General features: G+C 73.8%; 11 protein-coding genes. 2 read left to right on the top strand and 9 right to left on the bottom strand.

The window, feature by feature from the left end; all coding sequences use genetic code 11:
• Positions 1-7: 7 nt before the first annotated feature.
• The 9 genes from QQS16_RS35260 to QQS16_RS35220 all read right to left on the bottom strand — a co-directional run bounded on the left by QQS16_RS35260 (position 8) and on the right by QQS16_RS35220 (position 18,791).
• A complete protein-coding gene (locus QQS16_RS35260; protein WP_286066125.1) occupies positions 8-1,177 on the bottom strand; it encodes a protein kinase family protein in 1,170 nt (389 codons plus the stop codon).
• Positions 1,174-3,873: a hypothetical protein gene (locus QQS16_RS35255; RefSeq protein WP_286066124.1), complete on the bottom strand. Its 2,700-nt coding sequence runs from the start codon at positions 3,871-3,873 to the stop codon at positions 1,174-1,176. Before QQS16_RS35255 ends, QQS16_RS35260 begins: the two co-directional genes overlap by 4 nt.
• On the bottom strand, positions 3,870-7,937 hold the full coding sequence (locus QQS16_RS35250) for a tubulin-like doman-containing protein (RefSeq protein WP_286066123.1): 4,068 nt from the start codon (positions 7,935-7,937) through the stop codon (positions 3,870-3,872). The genes QQS16_RS35255 and QQS16_RS35250 overlap by 4 nt, the downstream gene beginning before the upstream one ends.
• Before the next feature lie 192 nt (positions 7,938-8,129).
• The gene (locus QQS16_RS35245) at positions 8,130-10,625 is read right to left on the bottom strand and encodes a VWA domain-containing protein (RefSeq protein WP_286066122.1); all 2,496 of its coding nucleotides are present in this window, start codon (positions 10,623-10,625) and stop codon (positions 8,130-8,132) included.
• A 227-nt stretch (positions 10,626-10,852) separates the two neighbouring features.
• Positions 10,853-12,124: a hypothetical protein gene (locus QQS16_RS35240; RefSeq protein WP_286066121.1), complete on the bottom strand. Its 1,272-nt coding sequence runs from the start codon at positions 12,122-12,124 to the stop codon at positions 10,853-10,855.
• Entirely contained in the window at positions 12,121-15,099 is a 2,979-nt protein-coding gene (locus QQS16_RS35235; protein ID WP_286066120.1) for a DEAD/DEAH box helicase, read from the bottom strand. Before QQS16_RS35235 ends, QQS16_RS35240 begins: the two co-directional genes overlap by 4 nt.
• On the bottom strand, positions 15,100-16,872 hold the full coding sequence (locus QQS16_RS35230; RefSeq protein WP_286066119.1) for a phosphorylase family protein: 1,773 nt from the start codon (positions 16,870-16,872) through the stop codon (positions 15,100-15,102).
• A gap of 241 nt (positions 16,873-17,113) precedes the next feature.
• Positions 17,114-17,638 carry a hypothetical protein gene (locus QQS16_RS35225; RefSeq protein WP_502963876.1) on the bottom strand — a complete coding sequence of 175 codons (525 nt, stop codon included), beginning with the start codon at positions 17,636-17,638 and terminating at the stop codon, positions 17,114-17,116.
• Between the two features lie 427 nt (positions 17,639-18,065).
• The gene (locus QQS16_RS35220) at positions 18,066-18,791 is read right to left on the bottom strand and encodes a helix-turn-helix domain-containing protein (RefSeq protein WP_286066118.1); all 726 of its coding nucleotides are present in this window, start codon (positions 18,789-18,791) and stop codon (positions 18,066-18,068) included.
• A 245-nt stretch (positions 18,792-19,036) separates the two neighbouring features.
• Here QQS16_RS35220 and QQS16_RS35215 point away from each other — a divergent pair, with 245 nt between their 5' ends.
• Both QQS16_RS35215 and QQS16_RS35210 read left to right on the top strand, forming a co-directional pair.
• The gene (locus tag QQS16_RS35215; RefSeq protein WP_286066117.1) at positions 19,037-19,264 is read left to right on the top strand and encodes an STAS domain-containing protein; all 228 of its coding nucleotides are present in this window, start codon (positions 19,037-19,039) and stop codon (positions 19,262-19,264) included.
• 165 nt (positions 19,265-19,429) lie between these two features.
• Entirely contained in the window at positions 19,430-20,095 is a 666-nt protein-coding gene (locus QQS16_RS35210; RefSeq protein WP_286066116.1) for a DUF4389 domain-containing protein, read from the top strand.
• Positions 20,096-20,208 lie beyond the last annotated feature (113 nt).

Here is a 20,208-nt window from a genome sequence, read left to right as displayed (position 1 = left end):
TGCCAGGTCATCGACGTCCCTTTCCGCTTCTGCCGCGATCACGGTCGGCCGTCCCGCCGAGCCAGGTGCGCTTTCTGCCCCGGTCGCGGTCCGGCGTGCCGGAGGTCCGGCTCGGAGGTCCGGCACGGGTCGTGCCGTCCTGGTCCACCGCCGTTCCGGTGGAACCGTCGCCTCCGCCCGAGCCGTCGCCTCCGCCCGGGCCGCCGGCCCCGTCGACTCCGGCAGCGGCGCGTTTACGGGCCAGGGCCGCGTCGAACTCCCTGCGGTGCGGTTCGAGCGGGTCGGGACGGGCCGCGACCATGGCCGCCGGGTCCGGGTCCGACGTCAGCAGGGCGAGGAGGCGAGCGGGGGCCGGACGGTTCTCGGCCGCGGGCTCGAAGGCTCCGGCGAGGGTCTGGGCCAGGGACCGGTAGGCGTCGAGGTCCGCGGGAGGCCCGTCCGGGTTGCCCTGCCGGCCGGACACGAGCTGGTACATCAGCTGGGCGGTGCTCCACAGCGCGTCCCTCGCGTCGGCCTCGCCCACGCCGGCGCGCTGTTCGGGTGACGCGTAGGGCGGGGCGCCCCACGGGGTGCGCGGGGTGCCGATCCGTGCCATGGCGCCCAGGTCCCACAGCTGCGCCCGTGCTCCGTCCCACCGGACGGCCGCGGGCACGATGCCCCGGTGCACGAGTCCCAGGCTCTCCAGCAGCCGGATGGCGAGCACCAGATCACGCTCGATGATCCGCTGATCGGTGGTGGAGATCCCGTGGGTGAGGCCGGTGGCCGGCGCGCCGCGGGGCGGGGAGTAGATCAGGAACGGTTCGGCCGCGTCCATGTCGTATCCGACCGGGACCGGGAACAACCCCTGGAACGGGCTCCCGGAGAAGGTGCGGTGGATCGTCAGGGCCGCGCCCACCTCGGTCTCCAGCGCGTGGTACTCGTGGGCGTCCGAGGCGTCGGCGGCGCCCAGTCGCACCTGGACGCCTTTCCACGCGTCGCCGAGCAGCACCTCGCGGGCCAGCAGGGGCGGGCGGGCGACCCGTCCGAGGTCGGGGCCGAACCGGGTGGGCACCCGGTGGCGTCGGCCGCCCGAGGTGGTGAAGGAGAGGTCGGGCGGCATCTCGGTGCTGCCGGTGGGCGGGCTGAAGTCCGCGGTGACCGCGCCGCGGCCCGCGGTCCCTGCCGTCCGCTCGTTCACATGCCCCCCTCGCCCCAGGAGAGGTCCGGTGTCACCGGCCGGTCGTCGGCCCATTCGCGCAGGCGGACCGACCGCACCACTCCCATGCGCAGGGGAACGAGCTTGAGCAGTCCGGCGTAGCGGCCGGTGGAGGTCTGCACCGTGCGGCTGCGCAGGCCGGGCGGCGGCATGGCCGGGGCGTGCGCACTCGGTCCGGCACCGGCACCGGCATCCGCCCGGTCGTGCCCGTCCGTGCCGGTCCACACGGCCTGCGGGGCGAACCTGATCCACTCCACACGGGCGGGATCCCGGCTCAGCAGTGCCGTCTGGTCCGGGGAGGCCAGGTCGACGACGCGGCGGCCCTGGGGATCCGGCTCGATGGCATCGGCCACCCGTTGGTGGCCGATGCCGAGCAGCCCCTCGGCGTTGCCCCGCCGGTCCCGTGACCGGGCGAAGGGCGGCGGGGAGACTACCCCGTTGGTGAACAGGTGACGGCGGGTCACCCCCAGCATGTACGTCATCTCCCGCTCGACGCGGCTGAGTGCGGACCCCCCGGCCTGGCCGCGTGCGACGGCTCCCCAGTACGGGCCGAGCGCGCTGACGAGGGTGTCGGTGAGGTCGTCCACCAGCGTGTCCACGAGGTGCGGGCCGCCCTCGCCCGCCTCCCTGTCCAGCCAGCGCGGGCCGTCCCCCGACCGGCGGTCCGGCTCCCGCGTGCGCTCTCCGGCGTCCTCGGCCCCACCGTTCCCGGCGAACCCGGGCCCGTCGGCCGCGGACGTACGGCTGTAGGGGTCCGGTGCCGGCATCCAGTCCGGCCGCTCGGATCCCGTCGGCTCCGCCGGGTCGCCGAGGTCCGCCACGGCGCCGAGGGCCGGGTCGTGGTGGAGGATGTCCTCCCATCCCCCGGCCGGCGCGGCCGCCGTGCGACCGTCCCCGCGGTCATGCCAGTCCAGCCCCTCGACGGTCGCCGCCGCACCGCGCAGCGCCCCGGCCACCATCCTGGCGGCGTTGGCGCAGTACAGACGCTCATCGGCGGCCCAGCGCTGCCGGAGCACCGCTTCCGCGAGCAGCGCGTCCAGGTCGTCCAGAGCCCGCCGGGCCTCGTCCGCACCCGTCAGCTCCCACCAGCGGTCCACCGTCCGGCGCCAGCGCACGACGACCAGGACGACAGCGAGGGCCGACCCGGCGAGGAAACCCAGCAGGCCCGCCCATGACGGCACCTCCCGCACGGTCGTCAGGAAGTACCCGCCCACGCCACCCGTGACCGCCGCGACCGTCTCGGCCAGCCCGGGCGCCACCGGTCCCGAGGAAGGCTGGCCGGGCTGCCGCAGCCGCGCGAGCAGACCGCCGGCGAGGAGGACGAGCACGACGGCGAGCGCGGCGAAGGTACCGGGCCAGGGCCACAGCGCCGCCAGTCCGCCGGCGGCCAGGGCACCCACGAATCGTGCTGGTGTGGTCGTGGCGACGGCGACGTGCCGGTCGGCCGAGACCCGGTGGGGCAGGTCCGGCGGGCAGCGCCGGTCGGCCTCGCCGAGCAGCCCGGCACTCGGTGCGGGCGCCACCTGCTCGGAGAGGGCGGCGAAGCGTTCGGCGACACTGCGCAGGGCCAGCCGCTCGCGCAGCATCCGCTCGGCGAGCCGGTGCAGCCCCTCCCCCACGGCTTCCCTGCTGCCCGTGTACGGCGGGACCCGGACGCCGAGTTCCGTCAGGAGCAGCGCCGACTCGGGTGTCGCCGAGGAGGCGCCCGCGGCACCTTCCTGAAGGGCCCTGACCACCAGGTTCCGGTAGCCGCTGAGGCCGCGCGAGGCGGCGTCGAGGGCCGCTTCGGTGTCCCGTCCGCCGGCTCCGGCGATCAGTCCGCCGACGCCGCTGAGCCGTGCCCAGCCCGCCTCGGCCTCGTCGAGCGCGCCGGAGCAGGCAAGGTACGCGCGATCGGCCGCGCCGCCGGGGACCCGGTGGCCCGGCACCGGACCCGTGGGACGGCCGGCGGCGAGTTCGTCCACCGGCTTGGGAAGCTCGGTCCGGGCGGCATCGTCCCCGTGCGCCGAGCGCCGCGCGGTCGAGTACGGCTCGCCGGCGAGCCGGGTGAGAGCCTCCCGCCACGCCCGCGCCCTGGCGGCGCCGGACAGGTCGTGCTCGAGGACGCGCACGCCGGGCACCGCCACGGCGTCGGGGAACCGGGCGAGCGTCTCCAGGGTCTCGTCGAACAGCGCCCGCAGCAGATCCACCAGGACGGCCAGCGCCTCGGGATCGTCGGCGCGGACGGCGTCGCCGGCCGTCCGGGCCGCGCGCAGGTCCCCCGCCCACAGCAGCCCGGCGTCCGGGCCGTGCAGCGCGGCCGGGCGCAGCAGCCGGCGGCTGTGGGCGTCGGCGAACCCGGTGTCCGGATCGTCGTACGGCTGTTCCGTGTCGTGCCGGCCGGCCGCCGGCGCGCCGGTGTCGTCCGCGCCCGGCAGGTCACCGATGACCAGGCCGAGCATCCACGCCTTGGCGCCGTAGCCGAGGATCTGCTCGTACAGGCTGTGGTGGTCCATGAGCCCGCGGGGGGTGTCCAGCAGGAGGAACCTGTAGTGCCCGTTGCCCGGCTCGGGCAGTCCCTCGTTCCGCAACTGCTTCCAGACCGCTGTGCGCAGTGCTCCGGGGGCGGCCAGCCTGTGGGCACCGGACCGCAGGTCCAGCACGATCACGGCCCGGGACGCGTCCCTGACGTGGTTCATTCGGGGTCACTCTCCCAGGGGTCACGTGCCGCGCGGCCCTCGGCCGCCGTCCCGGACGTGCCGTCGGACGCGGACCGGGACGGATCCTCGGATTCGCTCGAAGTGATCCAGGGGAACGCGTTCTCCGCGTGATCGGCCGGGGTGCCGCCGTCGCCGTCGCCGTCTCCTTCGCCGTCGCCCGCGGGGAACGGCGGATACGCCGAGAGGAACGGCTCGGTGCCGGAGAGGCCCGGGGAGCGATCGGAGCCGCCGGCCGGGTACGGGTCGTCGGCCGGCCGGCCGGCTGTCCTCCGGGGCTGGTGCGGCGAGGGATCGGGCTGCGGCACGGGATCGGACCGGTCGGGGCCGTCGGTCTCCCACGGGAAGCCGGCGCCCCGCGACCCGTGCGCCGCGTCCGCGCGGTCCTGGTTCAGCGGCCGGGTGTGCGCCGCGGTGACGGCGTCGCCGGTCCGCTGGGCGGCTCCGTCCGGCTCCGGGGCGGGAGACGGACGTTCGCGCGCGGGCTCCGGTGAGGTCGCGAGCCGCTCGGGCCAGTGCGGTTTCTCGGGCCACTCGAAGAGGTCGTGCCGGTCGTCGCGGGCCGGCCGCTCCGTCGCGGGGGACGGTTCCGCCGGCGGCTCGCTGCGGGCCGTCGCCGGGGACGGATCCCCTCCTGGCTCGCTGGAGGCCGTCACGGGAGACGACATCGCGCCGGACGCGCTGGAGGCCGTCGCAGGAGACGAATCCGCTCCAGGCTCCCTGCGCGCCGTCGCAGGGGACGAACCCGCTCCGGAGGCACTGCGGGTCGACGGGGACGAGGGCCAGGGCTCGTCGGCGCGGTCGAGGCGGTCCCGACGCAACGGCGCCGTTCCCCAGTCGTCGTCCTCGCGCCGGGGTGCCCCGGGCGGGCCGGACGGCAGCCCCGGGTCCGGCGGCCGCGGGGAGAGCCGGTCCCCCCGCATGGTGGCTGCCAGCGTCCGCAGGGTCGGCTGGAGCGCCCGCTTCTCCGTGAAGGGCACGTCCAGGGCGCCCGGCAGGGTCTCCGCCCAGAACTGGCGCAGGGGCCTGGCCCATTCGGCGGACCACGGCCCCGACTGGTGTTCCAGCTTCTCCAGGACGTCCAGCTGATGCCTGGAGATGTCGTTCACGAACCGCACGAACAGGGGGTCGGGGTCGCTGCCGGACAGGGAGAGGCCCTTGGGCTGGACCCTCATCAGCACGCTGCAGTAGTCCTCCACGATGCGGCCCTCGTCGAGCAGGGCCCACCGCTCGTAGGAGCGCAGCAGTCCGGCCCAGCCGGAGATCTCGCCCTGGTAGGCGTCCAGGCGCAGGGTCATCCCGGGGATGTCGGGGCCCTCCTCCTCGTACAACCGGACACGGATCCGGCGCGGTGAGTCGGCGTCCCCCTCGACCACGGTGACCTGGCCGTTCCACATCGCGCACAGCAGGCGGTGCAGGATGTGCCGCCGGTCCTCCTCGGTGCTGGCCAGCCAGTCGTCGCGGTAGCCCAGCCGCTGCCGCCAGCTCAGCACGTCCTCGCTCTGCTCGACGTCGCGGGCCCTGGCCCAGCGGCGCAGTACGTTGCGGGCCTCCGGCACCTCGGTGAGGCTCATCTCGCTGCGGAAGAGCACCACCGTGATCGAGTCGGTCTCCACACCGCGGAACTCGATGGACCGCTTGCCGTCCCTCGGCAGGAGCAGGGACTTGCGCAGGTACTCCTCGACGGCGTCCTTGTTCTGTATCCGGGGGTAGACGATGAGGATCTTCAGCGGCCCTCCGCCTTCGGGCACGAATCCGTGCGGAAGCAGTCCGGCGATCTTGAACCGGAACTGCTCCAGCGCGGTCTTGCCGATCTCCTCGGCGGTGTCGCCGACGCCGGCCGCCGCGCTCAGCAGCATCGCCATGGAGGGCAGCAGCGGCCGCTCGTCGGCCTGCATGCCGCTCTCCGCGAACAGCGTCTTGATCCGCTGCTCCACCGCGGCCTTGACGGTCGCGACGGCCGCGGCGGGATTGCGCCGGCCGGCGGTGTGCGCGGCCTGCCAGCAGTCGCCGTCGACGAGTTTCAGCAACAGGGCGGACTCGTCGTCGTTGTCCCGCAGGTTGACCCGTTTGATCAGGCGTTCCCTCAGGTCGTCGTAGAAGTCGCGGAGGTTGCTCTGCGGCGGCAGCAGATAGGAGACGCCGGTGCGGTCGTCGTAGAGCTCCTGCACCTGCTCCTGGAACGCTCTGGGCTCTTCCTCGACGTGTTTGCGGAACGCCTCGACCAGCAGCGCCAGTTCGCTGTTCAGCGCCGCCGCGGCCGGGCGCCAGCGCTGCTCCTGGCGCCGCCAGCCGTCGTGCCAGACGACCCGGCTGCGCCACTGGTACCAGCGGTCCTGCGCCTCGACGGCCGCCGCCACCTCGGGGTCGCCCCAGCGGGCCTTGGACAGGCCGCCGATGCGGCCCCTGACCCGGGGCACCGCGGGAGGCTGCACATCCACGCCCGCCGGGCGCGCGGGTTGCCGGCTGCGGTTCTCCAGCATCCCGAGGAAGCCGAGCACGGTCACCGGGTCGGGATCGCCCGGCACTCCCTTGACGATCCGCTCCGCCTGGAAGAAGTCGGCGGTGCGCAGCACCCGCTCCAGCGCGGCGCGGGGTGCGAACTGTTCGGCGAGCGCGGGCGCCCGTCGTTCCACCCGTCGCCGGAGGTCGTCGAGGAGCCCCTGCATGTCGCTGATCCGGTCGCGGAGCGCCTGCTCGATGGCGACTCCGCCGCGGGGCAGCGGATCGGGCTCGGGCACGGGCAGCGCCTCGCGGGCCCACAGTTCGTCCACGCCCGCGTCCGCGAACATCTTGCGGACGGTGCCCGCGTAGGCGTGGCTCGGCCGGGCCGCGGGCTCGGTGAGCCGGCGCACCGACATCGCCAGCATGCGGGAGGAGACGAGCTCGGCCAGTTCGTCGAGCGGCGCGGTCATCGAGGCCACCAGGCTCGTGGACACCCCCCGGTGGCCGATGCCGGACGCGGCCCGTGCCGCGCGGTGCAGTCCGCGGTTGATGAAGCTGGCGGCGAACGTCTGGTAGTCGTCGTCGGCGCGGGGGCGGGGCCCGCTGCCGTCGCCCAGTTCGGTGCCGACCAGCGACATCACCAGGGAGACGATGGAGCGCCGCAGGTCGTCGGGGCGGATCCCGGCGGTACGGCTGAACAGGAAGGCCGTCGGCACCATGCCGGTGCGCAGCCGGATCGGGTGGGCGCCCGGGTACCGGATGTGCAGCGCGGAGTCCAGCTCGGTGTCGCCGAGATCGGACTCGGCGGTGGGCACGTTCTGCTCGTCGACGAGCCGGAAGAGGTCGACCACGGCCCGCGCGGCGTTCAGTTCGGCCTCGCGTCCGCCGCCCGCGGAGGGGGGAAAGGCGGAGGGCATGACCACCAGCGGGTAGATCCGTGCGCCGGTGAAGTTCTTGGCCCTGAACGCCTCGCCGATCAGATGGAGGTAGTCGAGGAAGAGCCCGGCGCCGGTGCCGCCGGCCACCGAGTAGGCCACGAACACGTCGCAGCCGGACATGGGTCCTCCGCCGAGCTGGCTGAGTTCACCCCCGGAGCGGCTGATGGCGTCGATGGCCTGGAGCAGCGGCCCCATGACCGAGTCCAGTCCGTTGCGGAGGGTGCCGAAGAGGGCGGCGCGCCCGACGGTGGGCAGTTGGCCGGCTCCGTTGCGCAGCGGGGTGACCTTGGGTTCGCCGGTGCGTGGAGGGAGCCAGCCGCTCACCTCGTCACGCATCACCGCACGCAGCTCCCGGGTGACCTCCGGGGAGCTGTCGTGGTCGGGCAGGAGGTCGTGGGTGGCCCGTGCGGTCCGGCTGTAGGCGGCACGCAGCGCGTTGTCGGCGCTGAGGTGGGGCAGCCGGGCGAGTTCGGACTCGCTGAAGTCGGCGTAGACGAACTGGAGGCACTCCGGGAGCTGGTAGCGCAGCGGGATGCCGAGACTGTTGAGCGCCGTACCGTCGGGTCCGCACAGTTCGGCTCGCAGCCGGCGCTCCAGCTCGGCCCCGACCAGTCCGCCGGTGCCGCCCAGCCCGACGAAGAGCATCGGCTGGAAGATCTTCATGGTGTGGTCCTCCGCCTGGACGCCGTGCGTCCCGGTCGCTGGTGGTCGAGTACGAGGGGCAAGGAATCGCTGGTGGTCGGGTGGTCGGGGGTCGGGTACGAGGGGCGAAGGAGGACCGCGGTCACCGGTGCGCGGTCGAGGGGACGGGCGGCGGCTCCGGCCGCGGCCGTGGTGCCGGGTGGGGGCGGTGGCTCAGAGGTCCGGGTGGTCCGCCGGGTCCGGCACGTTCGGGAGGCGCGCGCCGCTCTCGTACGTGTCGGTCGCGGCGGTGTCCCCGCCGCGGGCGGTACGGCCACCGCCCACCGCCCGGACCCGCTTCGGCAGGCCGGAACGGCCGTGCGCGACGGGCCGGCGTCCGGCGCTCTCGGTGATCCGCAGGGACAGCGCGTCGGTCAGCACCACCGGCTCCCCCAGACGCAGGGTCCGCTCGCCCTGGCCGCCGGCACGCAGCACCACTCCCCCGTTCAGGTCCCGCCTGACCGCGTAGGCACCACGGTGGCGCCGCTCGATGCGGGGGGTCGCGGTGGCGGTGTCGACGATGTCGAACTCGTACCAGTTGGCGCGGCCCGCCTTGGCCTTGCGGCTGCCGACCAGTGTGGCGTCGGCGTCGCGCAGTTCGAGGAGGAGTCCTCCGGGGGCGGCGAGCAGCCGGTTGACGCGGCGGCGGGACAGGAACGCGGCGACCACGGCGGCGAGGAGGAACGCCGAGGGGATGATGACGTTCCACCACTGGTCCCAGAACCGTTCGACGGGGCCGGGCACCGGGGTGACCGTGATGTCGAGCGGCGCGTCGTCGAGGACGCGCCCGCCGTCGACGGCGGTGATCTTCCCGCCGAGCGCGGTGCCCTCGTCGGCGACCGGCGCGCCGAGACCGTCCTCCTCGGCCACCTGGACGGTGACGGCGACGGTGCGTTCGGCGCCCGGTTCGACGACCACCTCGGCGGGGCTGATGCTGAGACCGGTGCCCGCGCCGTCGGCGACGGCCAGCTTCACCGTGTGCGGGGCCGGGTCGCCGTTGCTGAGATCGAGCGTGCCCGTCACGCGGCCACCGGGGTGCACGGTGGCCGCCGGGAGGTGCAGCTCGGCGCCGAACTTCGCGTGCGGGGGGGTCATCCGGGTCGGATAGGACCTGCGGTCCGGGCTGAGGCCCACCGAGGCGACGGTGCTGGAGAAGAGCAGGGAGCCCGTGGCCTCGTCGGGGACCGTGACGGCTCCGGTGAAGACACCGTCCGAGCCCCGTTCGTCCGGGCCCCGGCCGCCGTCGGTCAACGAGAGGGGGATCTTCCGCGCGAAGCCCTCGCCGGTCAGCTGTCCGGAGACGGAGATCCCGCGCAGGTCCCGTTCGCTCAGTTTGACGCCGGCCCTGGTCAGCACCTCGACCTCGACGCGGGTGCGCTGGCCGGGGTGCGGCGAGGGCTTCTCCAGGCGGATGGCGGAGCGCACCACGCCCCGCCACAGGACGCTGATGCTGGCGACGCGGTCCCGGTGTCCTTCGGGTGCGTCGAGGTGCACCCGCCACTGGCCCGCGACGGGCCGGGTGACGCGCAGGGACTCGACCGACCGGCCGCGGCCGGTGAACTCGAAGGACGAGTCCCCGTCCCCGTCGTCCGACTCGGTGATCTTCCTGCCCTCGGGGTCGTAGTACGTGGCGGTGACCTCGGGATCACCCTTGGAGACGACGATGGTGCCCTCCGTGGCCAGGGGGGACACGCGCACGGTCAGGTCGCCCGGCGGGCGGGTCTGTGAGCCCGGCTCCCGGTAGAGACAGCGGGCGGCGGAGAACGCCGACTCCAGTGCCTCGCCGACCTCCTCGGCACCGGGCACCACCGCCGCCTTCGGCCGGGCCTCGGGCAGGTCGCGGCAGCCGTCCTGGTATCCGGCGGCCGCCATGTCCGCGAGTGCGTCCTCGTCGACACTGGTGCCGAAGCCGAGCGGCCAGATCTGCACCCGGGCGTCGGCCGCCTCCCGCAGCGCCCGGTCGAGGTCCTCGGCGGCCTGGTCCTCCCTGGTCTTCTTGTCGAGGCCCTTGTAGCGATGGCTGTCCCGCACGTCGAGGTAGCCGTCGGTGAGCAGGAACAGCACCCGGGGGCGGCCGGGGTCCGGCGCCTCCTTCAGCCGGGTGACGCCCTGCCGGACGGCCGAGATGAAGTCGGTGCCCGAGCCCTCTTCCTCGGTCCGCTCGCGCAGGTCCGCGGAGCATTCGCCGATCTGCTCCCGGCCGACCGCGTCGAGCCGTCGCATGGGGCACACCTCGTCGATGGGCGACTGCCGCTCGGTCCTGGCGTCGGCGAAGCCGTACACCACCATGCGGGAGCGGGCGGAGGGGTCGCTGACGGCGATCGCCGACACGGCGTCCTTCTCCCGGTCGATCTCCCCGGCCCCCAGGCTCGCCGACTCGTCCACCGCGACGGCGTAGTCGACCGGCTCGTCGGACGCCTCCGACGCGACCGGTACCGCGTCGATCGGCCGGGCGTTCGCTCCGGGGACGTCCGCGCCGAGGGCCGGCAGAGCCGCCCCGGGCAGTATCGCCGCGGCGAGCGCCACGGCGGAGAGACGGAACGTCCCGCGCCGTGCCGGAAGGGGCGTGCGGGTGCGGGGGACATCCGATATCCCCCGGGTCGTCTGCGGCTTACCTGCTTCCGGGGTGCGTGCGCACGCACGCCCGTCCGCCCCCGTCATGAATGTCACGCTTGGCTCCCCACGGATCTGAGGGCCCGCCGGTAAATCCCCGCGTTCCAGCTCCTGCCGGAATGCAACCCCTGCGGCGGCGCCCTAGCGACAAGGCTAAACCGATCCGACCTCGCCTTTGGCCGGAATTCCCTCTTTTCCTATGCCAAGAACACGATCATTCTTGCCGGGAGATCACCCGAAAACCACAATCGCGCTTTCCTGCCCTTTCGGCGACCATTTCATTTTCACTTTCGCCTTTTTCTGATCGCCTGCTCCTGCTCCTGCTCCTGCTCCGCGGAGCGCGCGTCGCGCAGCCGCTCGGCGAGGCGGTGCTTCCCCGCCTGGCCCGCGGCACGGCACAGGGTGTCGAGGCCGACCGGCCCGAGCTCCAGTTGCCGGCAGAGGGACTCGACCCGCGCGCGGACGTCACCGGGATCGCGGCGGAGCCGGGCACCCAGGCAGGCGTCGAGACGTTCGACGAGCGCCCAGGCCCGGGCGTCCCGGTCGGTGCACCAGAGCTGGAAGAAGGCCCCGCCCAGCACCACGTACGAGCCGACGTCGGCCGGCCCGACCGGGCCCTCCCCGAGGAAACGGTCCGGGGGCAGCGTCACCCGCCAGGCCCCGTGGCGGTCCCTCACCGGCGGATACTGCGCGAGTTCCCGCCTGCTGAGCCACTTCCCGATCCGCTCCCCGATCCGTGGGGCGGCCCCGGTCTCCTCGTTCCACAGGATGGTCACGAACTCGGGCGTCTCCTCGCACGCGGCGGAGAGGTCGGCATCGTGCTCACCGTCGTGGGCCTGGGTGTAGACCAGATGACGCACCCGGCCGTCGCCCTCCACCGCCCGCACGGCGTAGGCGGGCAGGTGCAGGCACTCGGGTACTCCGACACACTCGGGATTCTCGATGCCCGGCGGCAGGTTGAAGTGAGCGCGCCGGGGGTGGTCCGCCAGCTCCAGCACGGCCTCGGGCCGGAACACCCGCGGCATCAGCGGGAGCGGCATCAGCCAGGGCGGCATGCTCCCCGGGTCCCCCTCGGGTACCGGCTCGTCACCGGACAGCAAGGTGACGGTGGCGCTCGTGTAGTGCGCCGCCGTCAGCGGACGCGACTGGAACCCGTCGAAGTACAGCCGGCGCCGGTCGTCACGGGTCACCGTGTAGCGCGTGCCGTCCCATACCGACCGGCGGCCGAGTTCGGTGAGGGCGATCCGGCCGTCCTGCTCGGTGACATGGTCGATCGCGGTCAGGAAGGCCAGCGCCTGCCGCACCAGGGCCGGGTCGAGAGCCAGGAACGAGGCCAGCTCCTCGGCGGAACCCAGTCCGCCGTCCGCGACCCCACGTTCGATGAAACGGTCGATGAGCTCGTAGGGCTGTCCCTCGGTGACGGTCGCGCGTACCTCCGCGCACCACACGGGCAGCAGAACGGTGTGGATGCCGGTGGGCACCAGGCCGAGGGTGAACGCGGCGTTCTCCAGAGCCCGTTTCTCCGGATACGGCATCAGCCGGGTCCGGACGCTCATGTACCGTCTCCCGCCGCCCGCAGCCGTTCCAGCATGGCCCGGACCTCCTCGTACGAGCGGGTCTCCCCGCACCCGGCGAGGTGGTCGCGCAGGGCGCGGGAGAGGTCCCTGAAGCCCGCGTCCTTGGCCCGGGTCAGCGTGGACAGGTCGCCCACCAGCACCAACTGGCGTCTGACCCTGGTCAGCGCGACGTTGGCGCGGCGCAGTTCGGCCAGGAAACCCACCCGGCCCCCGGGGTTGCTGCGGGTGAAGCCGTAGAGGATCACGTCCCGCTCGCCGCCCTGGAACGAGTCGACCGTGCCGACGTTGCGGCGGGCCCGCTCCGGCCTGCCGGTGCACCGCGTCAGGTCCGCCTTGATCAGCGCGGCCTGGGCGGCGTACGGGACGATCACCGCCCACTCCTCCCCCCGGCCGTCGTAGTGGGCGGCGAGCAGCGTGAGCAGGTCCGCCTCGGCCGGGTTGACATACCCCTTGCGGAGTTCCGCGTCGCCGGCCTCCCGCTCGAAGCGCCGACCGGCCGGCAGCCGGGAGGTGTCGACGAAGGCCATCGGCGTGCGGAACAGCCGGGAGTCGTGGGGCGGGTCCGGGTCGGGTGTGCGCAGCTGTCCGTCGTAGAACGCGGCGGAGACGAACCGGGCGACGGCCGACGGCATGCGTCGCTGGTCGGTCAGCGGCACGACCGCCTCGTCGGGCAGGACCGGCCGCAGCATCTCGAGTGCGCTGGTGGTCAGCAGGGGCGGCACAGCCGCATCACCGCAGCCTTCCCCCCACTGCCTGACCTCGGAGTCGACGTAGGGCGGCAACTGCCTGTGGTCGCCCACGAGTACCGCGCGGCGGGCGCGTACGAGCGGCACGAGGACGTCCGGGACGCCGATCTGACCCGCCTCGTCGATGACGGCGAGGTCGAAGTCGAGTCCGGTCAGCTCGGGGCGGGATGCCACACCGATGCAGGTGGCGGCGACCACGTGCGCGTAGCGGACCAGTTCCGTGTGCAGCTGCCCGGTCGCCGAGGAGACCTCCTCGCGCCACTCGGCGAGCAGGGCCCGCCGGGACGCGAGCAACGGCAGCCGCTGCATCAGCCGGTCGTGGAGCCGGGTCAGTTCCCGGTCCACGGTCCGCGGCCGCGCCGTCCGCGGGTCATGGAGGGCGGGCATCTCCTCGACGGCGGCCACCGCGGACCGGCAGTACCCGGCGGCTTCGACCGCGTCGGCCCGGCAGGCCGCCGCGCGGGCACTGACCTCCTCCAGGGAGACGGCCGCCGCCCGCACCGCGGGGATGTCCCGGGTGGCAAGCTCGAGGTCGTGTTCGGCCAGGTCCCACGCCGTCCGGTGACGTGCCTGTTCGTCGGCGAGCGCGGCGGCGGCCCTGGCCGCCCGGGCGAGGCGGCGCTCGCAGCGCCGGGCGAACAGGCGGAAGAGGGACCCGGTCAGCCGCCGGTCCGCGCGCCGCAGGGCGGAGTCGCGGGCCCGGGTCCACCGCTCGGTCCGCCGGGCATGCCGGCCCGTCGCGCGTTCCAGGCGCGCACGCCCGGCGACGAGCTCGTCCACCCGCGACACGGCCGGACCGCCGACGGCGCGCCTGGCGTCGGCGAGCGCCGAGCGGGCGGCCTCCTCCTCACCCGCCAGAGCGCGGAGCCGGGCGAGGAGGAGGCCGAGCTCGTCACACCACTTCTCGGCCCGCTCGACGTCGAGCGGGACGGCCAGTCTGGTCTCCAGCCGGGCCAGGATCTCCTGACGCAGCCCGGTGGCCTGCTCCTCCAGCAGGTACGGTCTGCCCTCCGCGGTGACCGCGCCTTCGTTGCCGACGCGGACGACCACCATGTCCCTGGGGAGCCGGCCGAGCACGTTGTCGACGGCGCGGTTGCTGTGGGAGGCGATCAGGACGCGTTCCCTGGCCTCCCGGGCGGCGATGGCCCGGGAGATCTCGCTGATCACCCGGGTCTTGCCGGTGCCGGGCGGCCCCAGGACGAGCATCAGGTCCTCGACGGCCAGGGCCTTGCGGAAGGCCTCCGTCTGGGCGGGGTCCAGCTCCGCCTCGGGTTCGTCGGAGGCCGGGCTGAGCGGCCGGACGCGGTGGTCCACCAGGACGTCCAGCAGGTGCGGGCTGTGCGACTGACCGTCGCGCAGGATCCGTACGGCGGCACGCTGCCGGTCGTGGACGGCCCGGCCGGGGACGATCCGCAGGGCGCCCTGCGCCGGGACGCTGTCCCAGGCGACGGCCCGGTCGAACGCCACGGTCACCGACGTACCGCCCGAGGCGACGGTGAGGACTCGTCCCCGCTGCGCCGGTTCTCCGCGGACCTGGACGAACGCGCCCTCGTCGGGGATTCGGTCCTCGACCAGGTCGAACGTGTAGACCGCGCGGGTGCCGTGACGCTGCTCGCCCGTGGCGGAGACGGACCGGTAGGGGAAGTCCCCGGCCGCCCGTGCCCGGGCTACGGTGATGCGCTCACCGGCGTCGATCACCTGCTCGACGTCATCGAGGAAGCGGGTGTGCCGGGCGGCCGGTGCCCGCGCGCCGCGGCGTGCGGCGATCTCCTCGGTGAGCTGCTGCCACGCCTGGACCAGCCGCTGCCAGTGGGCGTCGCTGCTCCCGGGGGCCCCGCCGTGGAGGTGGCCGGGCACCCACCGGACGGGCCGTACCAGGAGGCACCCTCGCGCGACGCGGTGATGGTCCCGGAAGCCGAGCGGCAGGATCGCTGACACCCCGTAGACGCCCTGTTGCCGCTTCCCCGGAATCAGCCGTGCCACGTAGGTCCTGCCGTGGACGAGCAGGCTCCGGTCGGTGCCGCCGCCGTGGGAGTCGGCGATGGTCGCGGGCACCCCGTCCTCGCGGCTGTCGAGGTCGCTCGCGAGTTCGTGGACGTCAGCGGGCAGGAAGGGATGGTCGACGCGCAGCCGGCGTACGTTCCCCTCCAGGGACGGGAACGGGGCGAGCACGAGGGGGCCCGGCAGAGCGACAGGACGCAGGAGCATTCAGACGTCTCCGAGCAGGTCGGCGCGGGCGTCGCGCAGCGCGGTGCCCAGCGCCCGGGCGCCGGGGCGGTCCTCGGGGTGCTGCGCCAGCGCTGTGCGCAGCGCGTGGTACAGACTGTCGGGGACCTTGCCGAGAGAGGACCGCGGCGGCAGGGGTCCGTGGGGATCCGGTGCGTGGCCGGTGGCCATGTGCTGGAGGAGCGCGGCCAGTTGGTACACGTCGGTGGGCGGGCCGATCAGACCGGGCCGGAAACCTGCCAGCCACTGCTCGGGGGCGCGATAGGGGACGGGGCCTTCGCCGGGGCGGGGGTCGTGCCCCGCCAGCCCCAGGTCCCGCAGGATCAGGCGGCCGTCGCCGAGTTCGATGACGCCCGAGGGGGTGAGCTGCCGGTGCGTGGCCCCGGTCCGGTGCAGAGCGGCGAGGGTGTCGCACAGCTCCGTCACACCGGCCAGCAGGCGGACCAGTCGGTGGCTGGCGAGGGGGTGACGGCGGTCGGTGAGCCACGCGGTGTGCAGCGTCCCGCAGGGACCACCGGTGCGCCCCACCGGCCAGGGCAGGGCGAGGACGGCCCTGCGGCTGCCGATCCGCTCGTGCCGCCCGGTGCCCGGTAGTCCGCGGGAGCGCCCCTGGAGCCGTCCGAGGAGGTCGTGCTCGCGCGCGAGCGCGGTCACCGCGTCCAGGGCGTCCGGGACGGGGTGGCGCACGTGGGCCTGGCGCAGCCAGACGTAGGGCGAGGCCGCACCCCTGGTCCGGCGCGGCTCGGCGGCCGGCTCCAGCAGGCGGGCCAGTGCCTGCTGCTCGATCAGGGAGTGGTCCGGGGAGCAGCGCTCCTCCAGGTGCTCGCTGTGCAGCAGGTACCGGCAGGCCGGGGTGCCGACCTCCTGCCCGCCTTGCCACGGCCGCGGGGCTTCGGGGGACGGCGCGAGCGTGCGGGACGCACCGCGGTGGACCGGGGACACCGGGGTGTGCGCCGTCACCACGGACTCGTACGGAGTCTCCTCGTCGGCCTGGAGTTCGCGGATGACGCAGCAGGCGAAGGCCGCCGCGCTGCGGGCGGCGGTGGTCTGCCAGTTCTCCCCGTCGCTCTGCTCCTTGGTGCCGTCGGCCCGGTCGCTGATGCCGCGCACGATCAGGGTGGGCAGACGGTTGTTGAGGTGGGCGGCGTGCGCGACCCCCGCGCCCTCCATCTCGATGGCGGCCGCGTCCTGGTAGTGCCGGGCCAGCAGCCGCCGCAGCGAGGCGTCCTTCGCGTCGAGCACGGTCTCGCCGGCGGCGATGGGCTCGAGGTGGGCCGTCGGCTCCCGCCGCCCCTCGGTCCGGGGCAGGGCCCGGGACCACTGCCCGTCGACACTGACCAGCCGGGCCGCCTGCTCCAGCTCGTGCGAGGCGGGCCAGGAGACGGGCCGTGCCGAGAATCCCTCGCCGTTCTCCTTGCCCCCGTGGTAGGCGTACACCTTGGTCGCCGCGACGACATCGCCCAGCTCGATGTCCGGTTTGAGGCGGCCCGCGACACCGACGAGGAGCACCGCGTACGGATCGAACATCTCGGCGGCCTGGCCCGTGAGCGCGGCCGCCGCGGGATTGCCCTTTCCCGTCTGCGCCAGGACGATTCTCCACGGTGTGCCGTTGAGCCAGCCCAGTTCGAACACCGTGCCGCTTTGGTGGCGCGGCCCCCTGCGTACCGAGACCAGACAGTCGCGCACCGCCCGGTACTCCACGGGCAGGGCGGTGAGGACCACGATCGTCCCGGCCTCTGCCTGCACACCGTTCACGTCTCTCCCCCGCCGCGGTGCTTTTCCGATGACCCGGTCATCGTCCGACCCGGTCATCGCCGACCAAGGCAGGCGACCTTACTCCTCGCACGCCACGACGAATGGCGAATCAGGAACCCCTGAAAGGAGAGAAAGAGAAAAGGCACCGATGCGGCATTGAGCGATCACAAACAAAGGAGAAACAGCAGAACGACTGCACAAGAATGACAAGTACGAGCAGAGGCGAAGGCTCCCCCTGTCGCTACGACGTGCTCGGGGCCGCTCTCGGTCCAATGCCGCGCAGATGCTGGATCGTCCCGCCGAGCTTGGTACGGAACTCCTCCAGCACCTCCGGCTTCTTGGCGCTGACGACCCAGCGCGAGCCGACCAGGTACTGCCCCCCGTAGACGGCGGCGGAGTCCAGCCAGGCCTGCTTGTACTTCTCCTCGGGGAAGGTGGTGATGAGGTAGTCGATCTTCTCGGTGTGGCACAGGCCCTGGCGCAGTTCGTCCGCCTCGATGCGGATCTCGGGCTCGCAGCCGGTCAGCCCGGCGATCACCTCGACCTTGGCGGGAGCCACCACACCGGCGGCGGGGGCCGCGGAGATCTCCGACGGATCGCTGCTCGCGGGAGCCCCGTCCCCACCACCACTGCCGCAGGCGGTGGCCAGCGGAAGGAAAACCAGGCCCACAGCCAGTGCGGCGCCTCGTACGAAGCGGGCGGCGGGCAGGGTACGGCCGGTGCGTCCCCGCTGTGGGTGCGGTGACTGATCGGGATGCTGTGGCACGTGCCTCTCCGTATGCGTGCTGGTCCTGCCCGCGCCGGCGGCCGGGCGTACGCCCGGGAGTACGGGTGAACACCGGTGGTCGTTCAAGGGTGTCAGCGGGTGGGCGCGAGGTCCGGAGTCGGGTCTCGGCGCCGGGTTCCGGGTGTCTCTCGCGGTGCGGGGAGGCGCGCCGTGGAAACGGATGCCGGCTCATGGCCGGCCAAGCGACCGGCCGGCTGCTGAGGGCTGAGGCCACGGGCCAGGTTCGTCGGGCATGGCCGTTCAACCCTTCCGTACCAGCCCCCAGCCGAACGCGGCCGCGCCCGGGGAACGGCCCTCACAGGCCCGGTCGCGCGTGGGCCGTCCGCTGTGTGTGGTGTCCGTCCACCCCCGCCGGGCGAGACGGCGGCGGGCCGTCCGGTCCCTCCTCGGCCGGAGACCGGCCCTGTCACACGGTGATCCGGCGCCCGGTGACGGCATCGGCCTCGATACGGATCCACAGGTCGCGTCGTCCTCCGGCCCAGGGCGCGCTGTACACCCGCTCCGCGAGCCGGCGCGCCTCGTCCGGGTCGGTCACGTCGTGGGCCGGTCCGCGTACCAGCACGCTCCAGCCCTGGCTGAGGTCGTCGTCGACGCGGTCCACCTCGAAGGCGACCTGGTGGCCGGACGCCTGGGCGGGGGTGGTGCCGTCGGCTGTCCGGAAGACGATCGCCCCGTCGACGACGCCGTAGTTGACCGGCACGACGAGCGGCCCGGAGGGCGTGGTCACCGCCAGCCTGCCCACCCCGTGGGTGCCGAGCAGGTCCCGGCACTCCCGCTCGGTCAGCTCGGTGAACTCCACGCTGTGCGCGGCCCGTCCGCGGCCGGGAGGCAGGTCGACATGGCCACCGGCGAGATCCGGGACGGTCGTGCCCAGGACACCGGCCAGCCTCAGCAGGGCACCCCGGTCCGGTGCGGCGGCAGGGTGCTCCTCCAGGTACCGGAGGTAGCTGGGCGCCATGCCCGCCCGCTGTGCCGTCTCCCGCCGGGTGAGCCCCAGCTCGTTGCGCCGACCGGCGATGCGCCGTCCGAGATCACCGCGCGGCGCTTCCTCGGCGGCGTCGCCCTTGACACCGGGATCAGGGGTTTCCTCGTGGCCGGACTGCCCGGGGCCGTGGAACGTGTGGGCCTTCATGACGATCGTCTCCTTCCTCGGACGCCCGGCGGCCCGGGACCCGTGTGCCGGCCGTCCCGTGTGCCGTCGAACCCGGAGCGGTTCCGGGGCTCTCCACTCCAGCGTCCACCCTGTCCACCGGATCCGCCTGGGCCGGCAGGCTCTGCTCGACGGTCCGGGCGGGTCCCGCGGGCGCGGCCGGGCCACCGAGCCCGGGACCGGCCGGAAGCCGAGGGTCCCGACCGGTCCACGCGCCGGGTCGAACGGTGCTGGACCTGCGTTCCCCGTCCTTCACCGACCGCACCGGGCTGGGCCTGCCGGGCCGGGCGCGCGACCGTGTCCGGGCACGGCACGGCCGGTTCAGGCTGGTCGGCGCCAGTCCGCACTTCCTGCGGGTCCTGCGCCGCGTGCGCCTGACCGGCGTCTTCGAGGTGTACCCCCGCGGGTCCGATGCCTGGGTCCGGCAGGTGGCCGGTCCGGCCGCCCGGAACTGATCCCGAGGCCGAACGAGTTCCGCACAGCCGTGCCCCGAACCGGCAGGTGCTCGGGCGGCGGACCTCGTACGGACCCCCCTGCCCTCGCGGCGTCGGACGGAAGCAGCCAGGCTGGTCATGAGCCCCCTTCGGTGACGCGCACGCCGGGTGAAGGAGTTGATCACCATGACGAACCTGGCCGAACCCCCGGCCCGCCCGGTCCGGGTGAACGCGCGTATCGACGCGCCCCTGTCACGATGGCTGTGGCTCGTGAAGTGGATCCTGGCCCTTCCGCACTACGTGGTGCTGTTCTTCCTCTGGATCGCCTTCACCGTCGTGACCGTGATCGCGTTCTTCGCGATCCTGTTCACCGAGCGCTATCCCCGTGCCCTGTTCGACTTCAACCTGGGTGTGCTGCGCTGGAGTTGGCGCGTCGCGTACTACTCGTACAACGCCCTGGGCACCGACCGGTACCCGCCGTTCAGCCTGGGCGAGGAGCCGGACTACCCGGCACGGCTGGGCATCGCCTACCCGGAGCGGCTCTCCCGCGGCCTGGTGCTGGTGAAGTGGTGGCTCCTGGCCGTCCCGCACTACATGGTCATCGGCTTCTTCCTGGGCGGCGCCCACGTCGGCTGGTGGTCCGGCGGCCTGATCGCCCTGCTGACGATCATCGCGGCCGTGATCCTGGCCTTTACGGAGAAGTATCCGAAGGACCTGTTCGCCCTGATCGTCGGTCTCAACCGGTGGGTCCTGCGCGTCACCGCCTACGCCGCTCTCATGACGGACACGTACCCGCCGTTCCGCCTGGACCAGGGCGGCTCGGAGACGACCGCTCCGGAAGAGCGGGCGTGAGGTAGACGGTGGGGCCGCGGCTGGGTGTCACACCTCAGTGGCAGACTGGCGGCACAACGAAGCTTCGGAAGGGCAGGGCGATACGGCGGGGTCATCCGTCGAGCGCCACTGCT

Source organism: Streptomyces sp. ALI-76-A (assembly GCF_030287445.1).
GTDB lineage: Bacteria > Actinomycetota > Actinomycetes > Streptomycetales > Streptomycetaceae > Streptomyces.
Note: the sequence above shows the minus strand (reverse complement) of the source record. Positions and strands in the feature narration are given on the sequence as shown.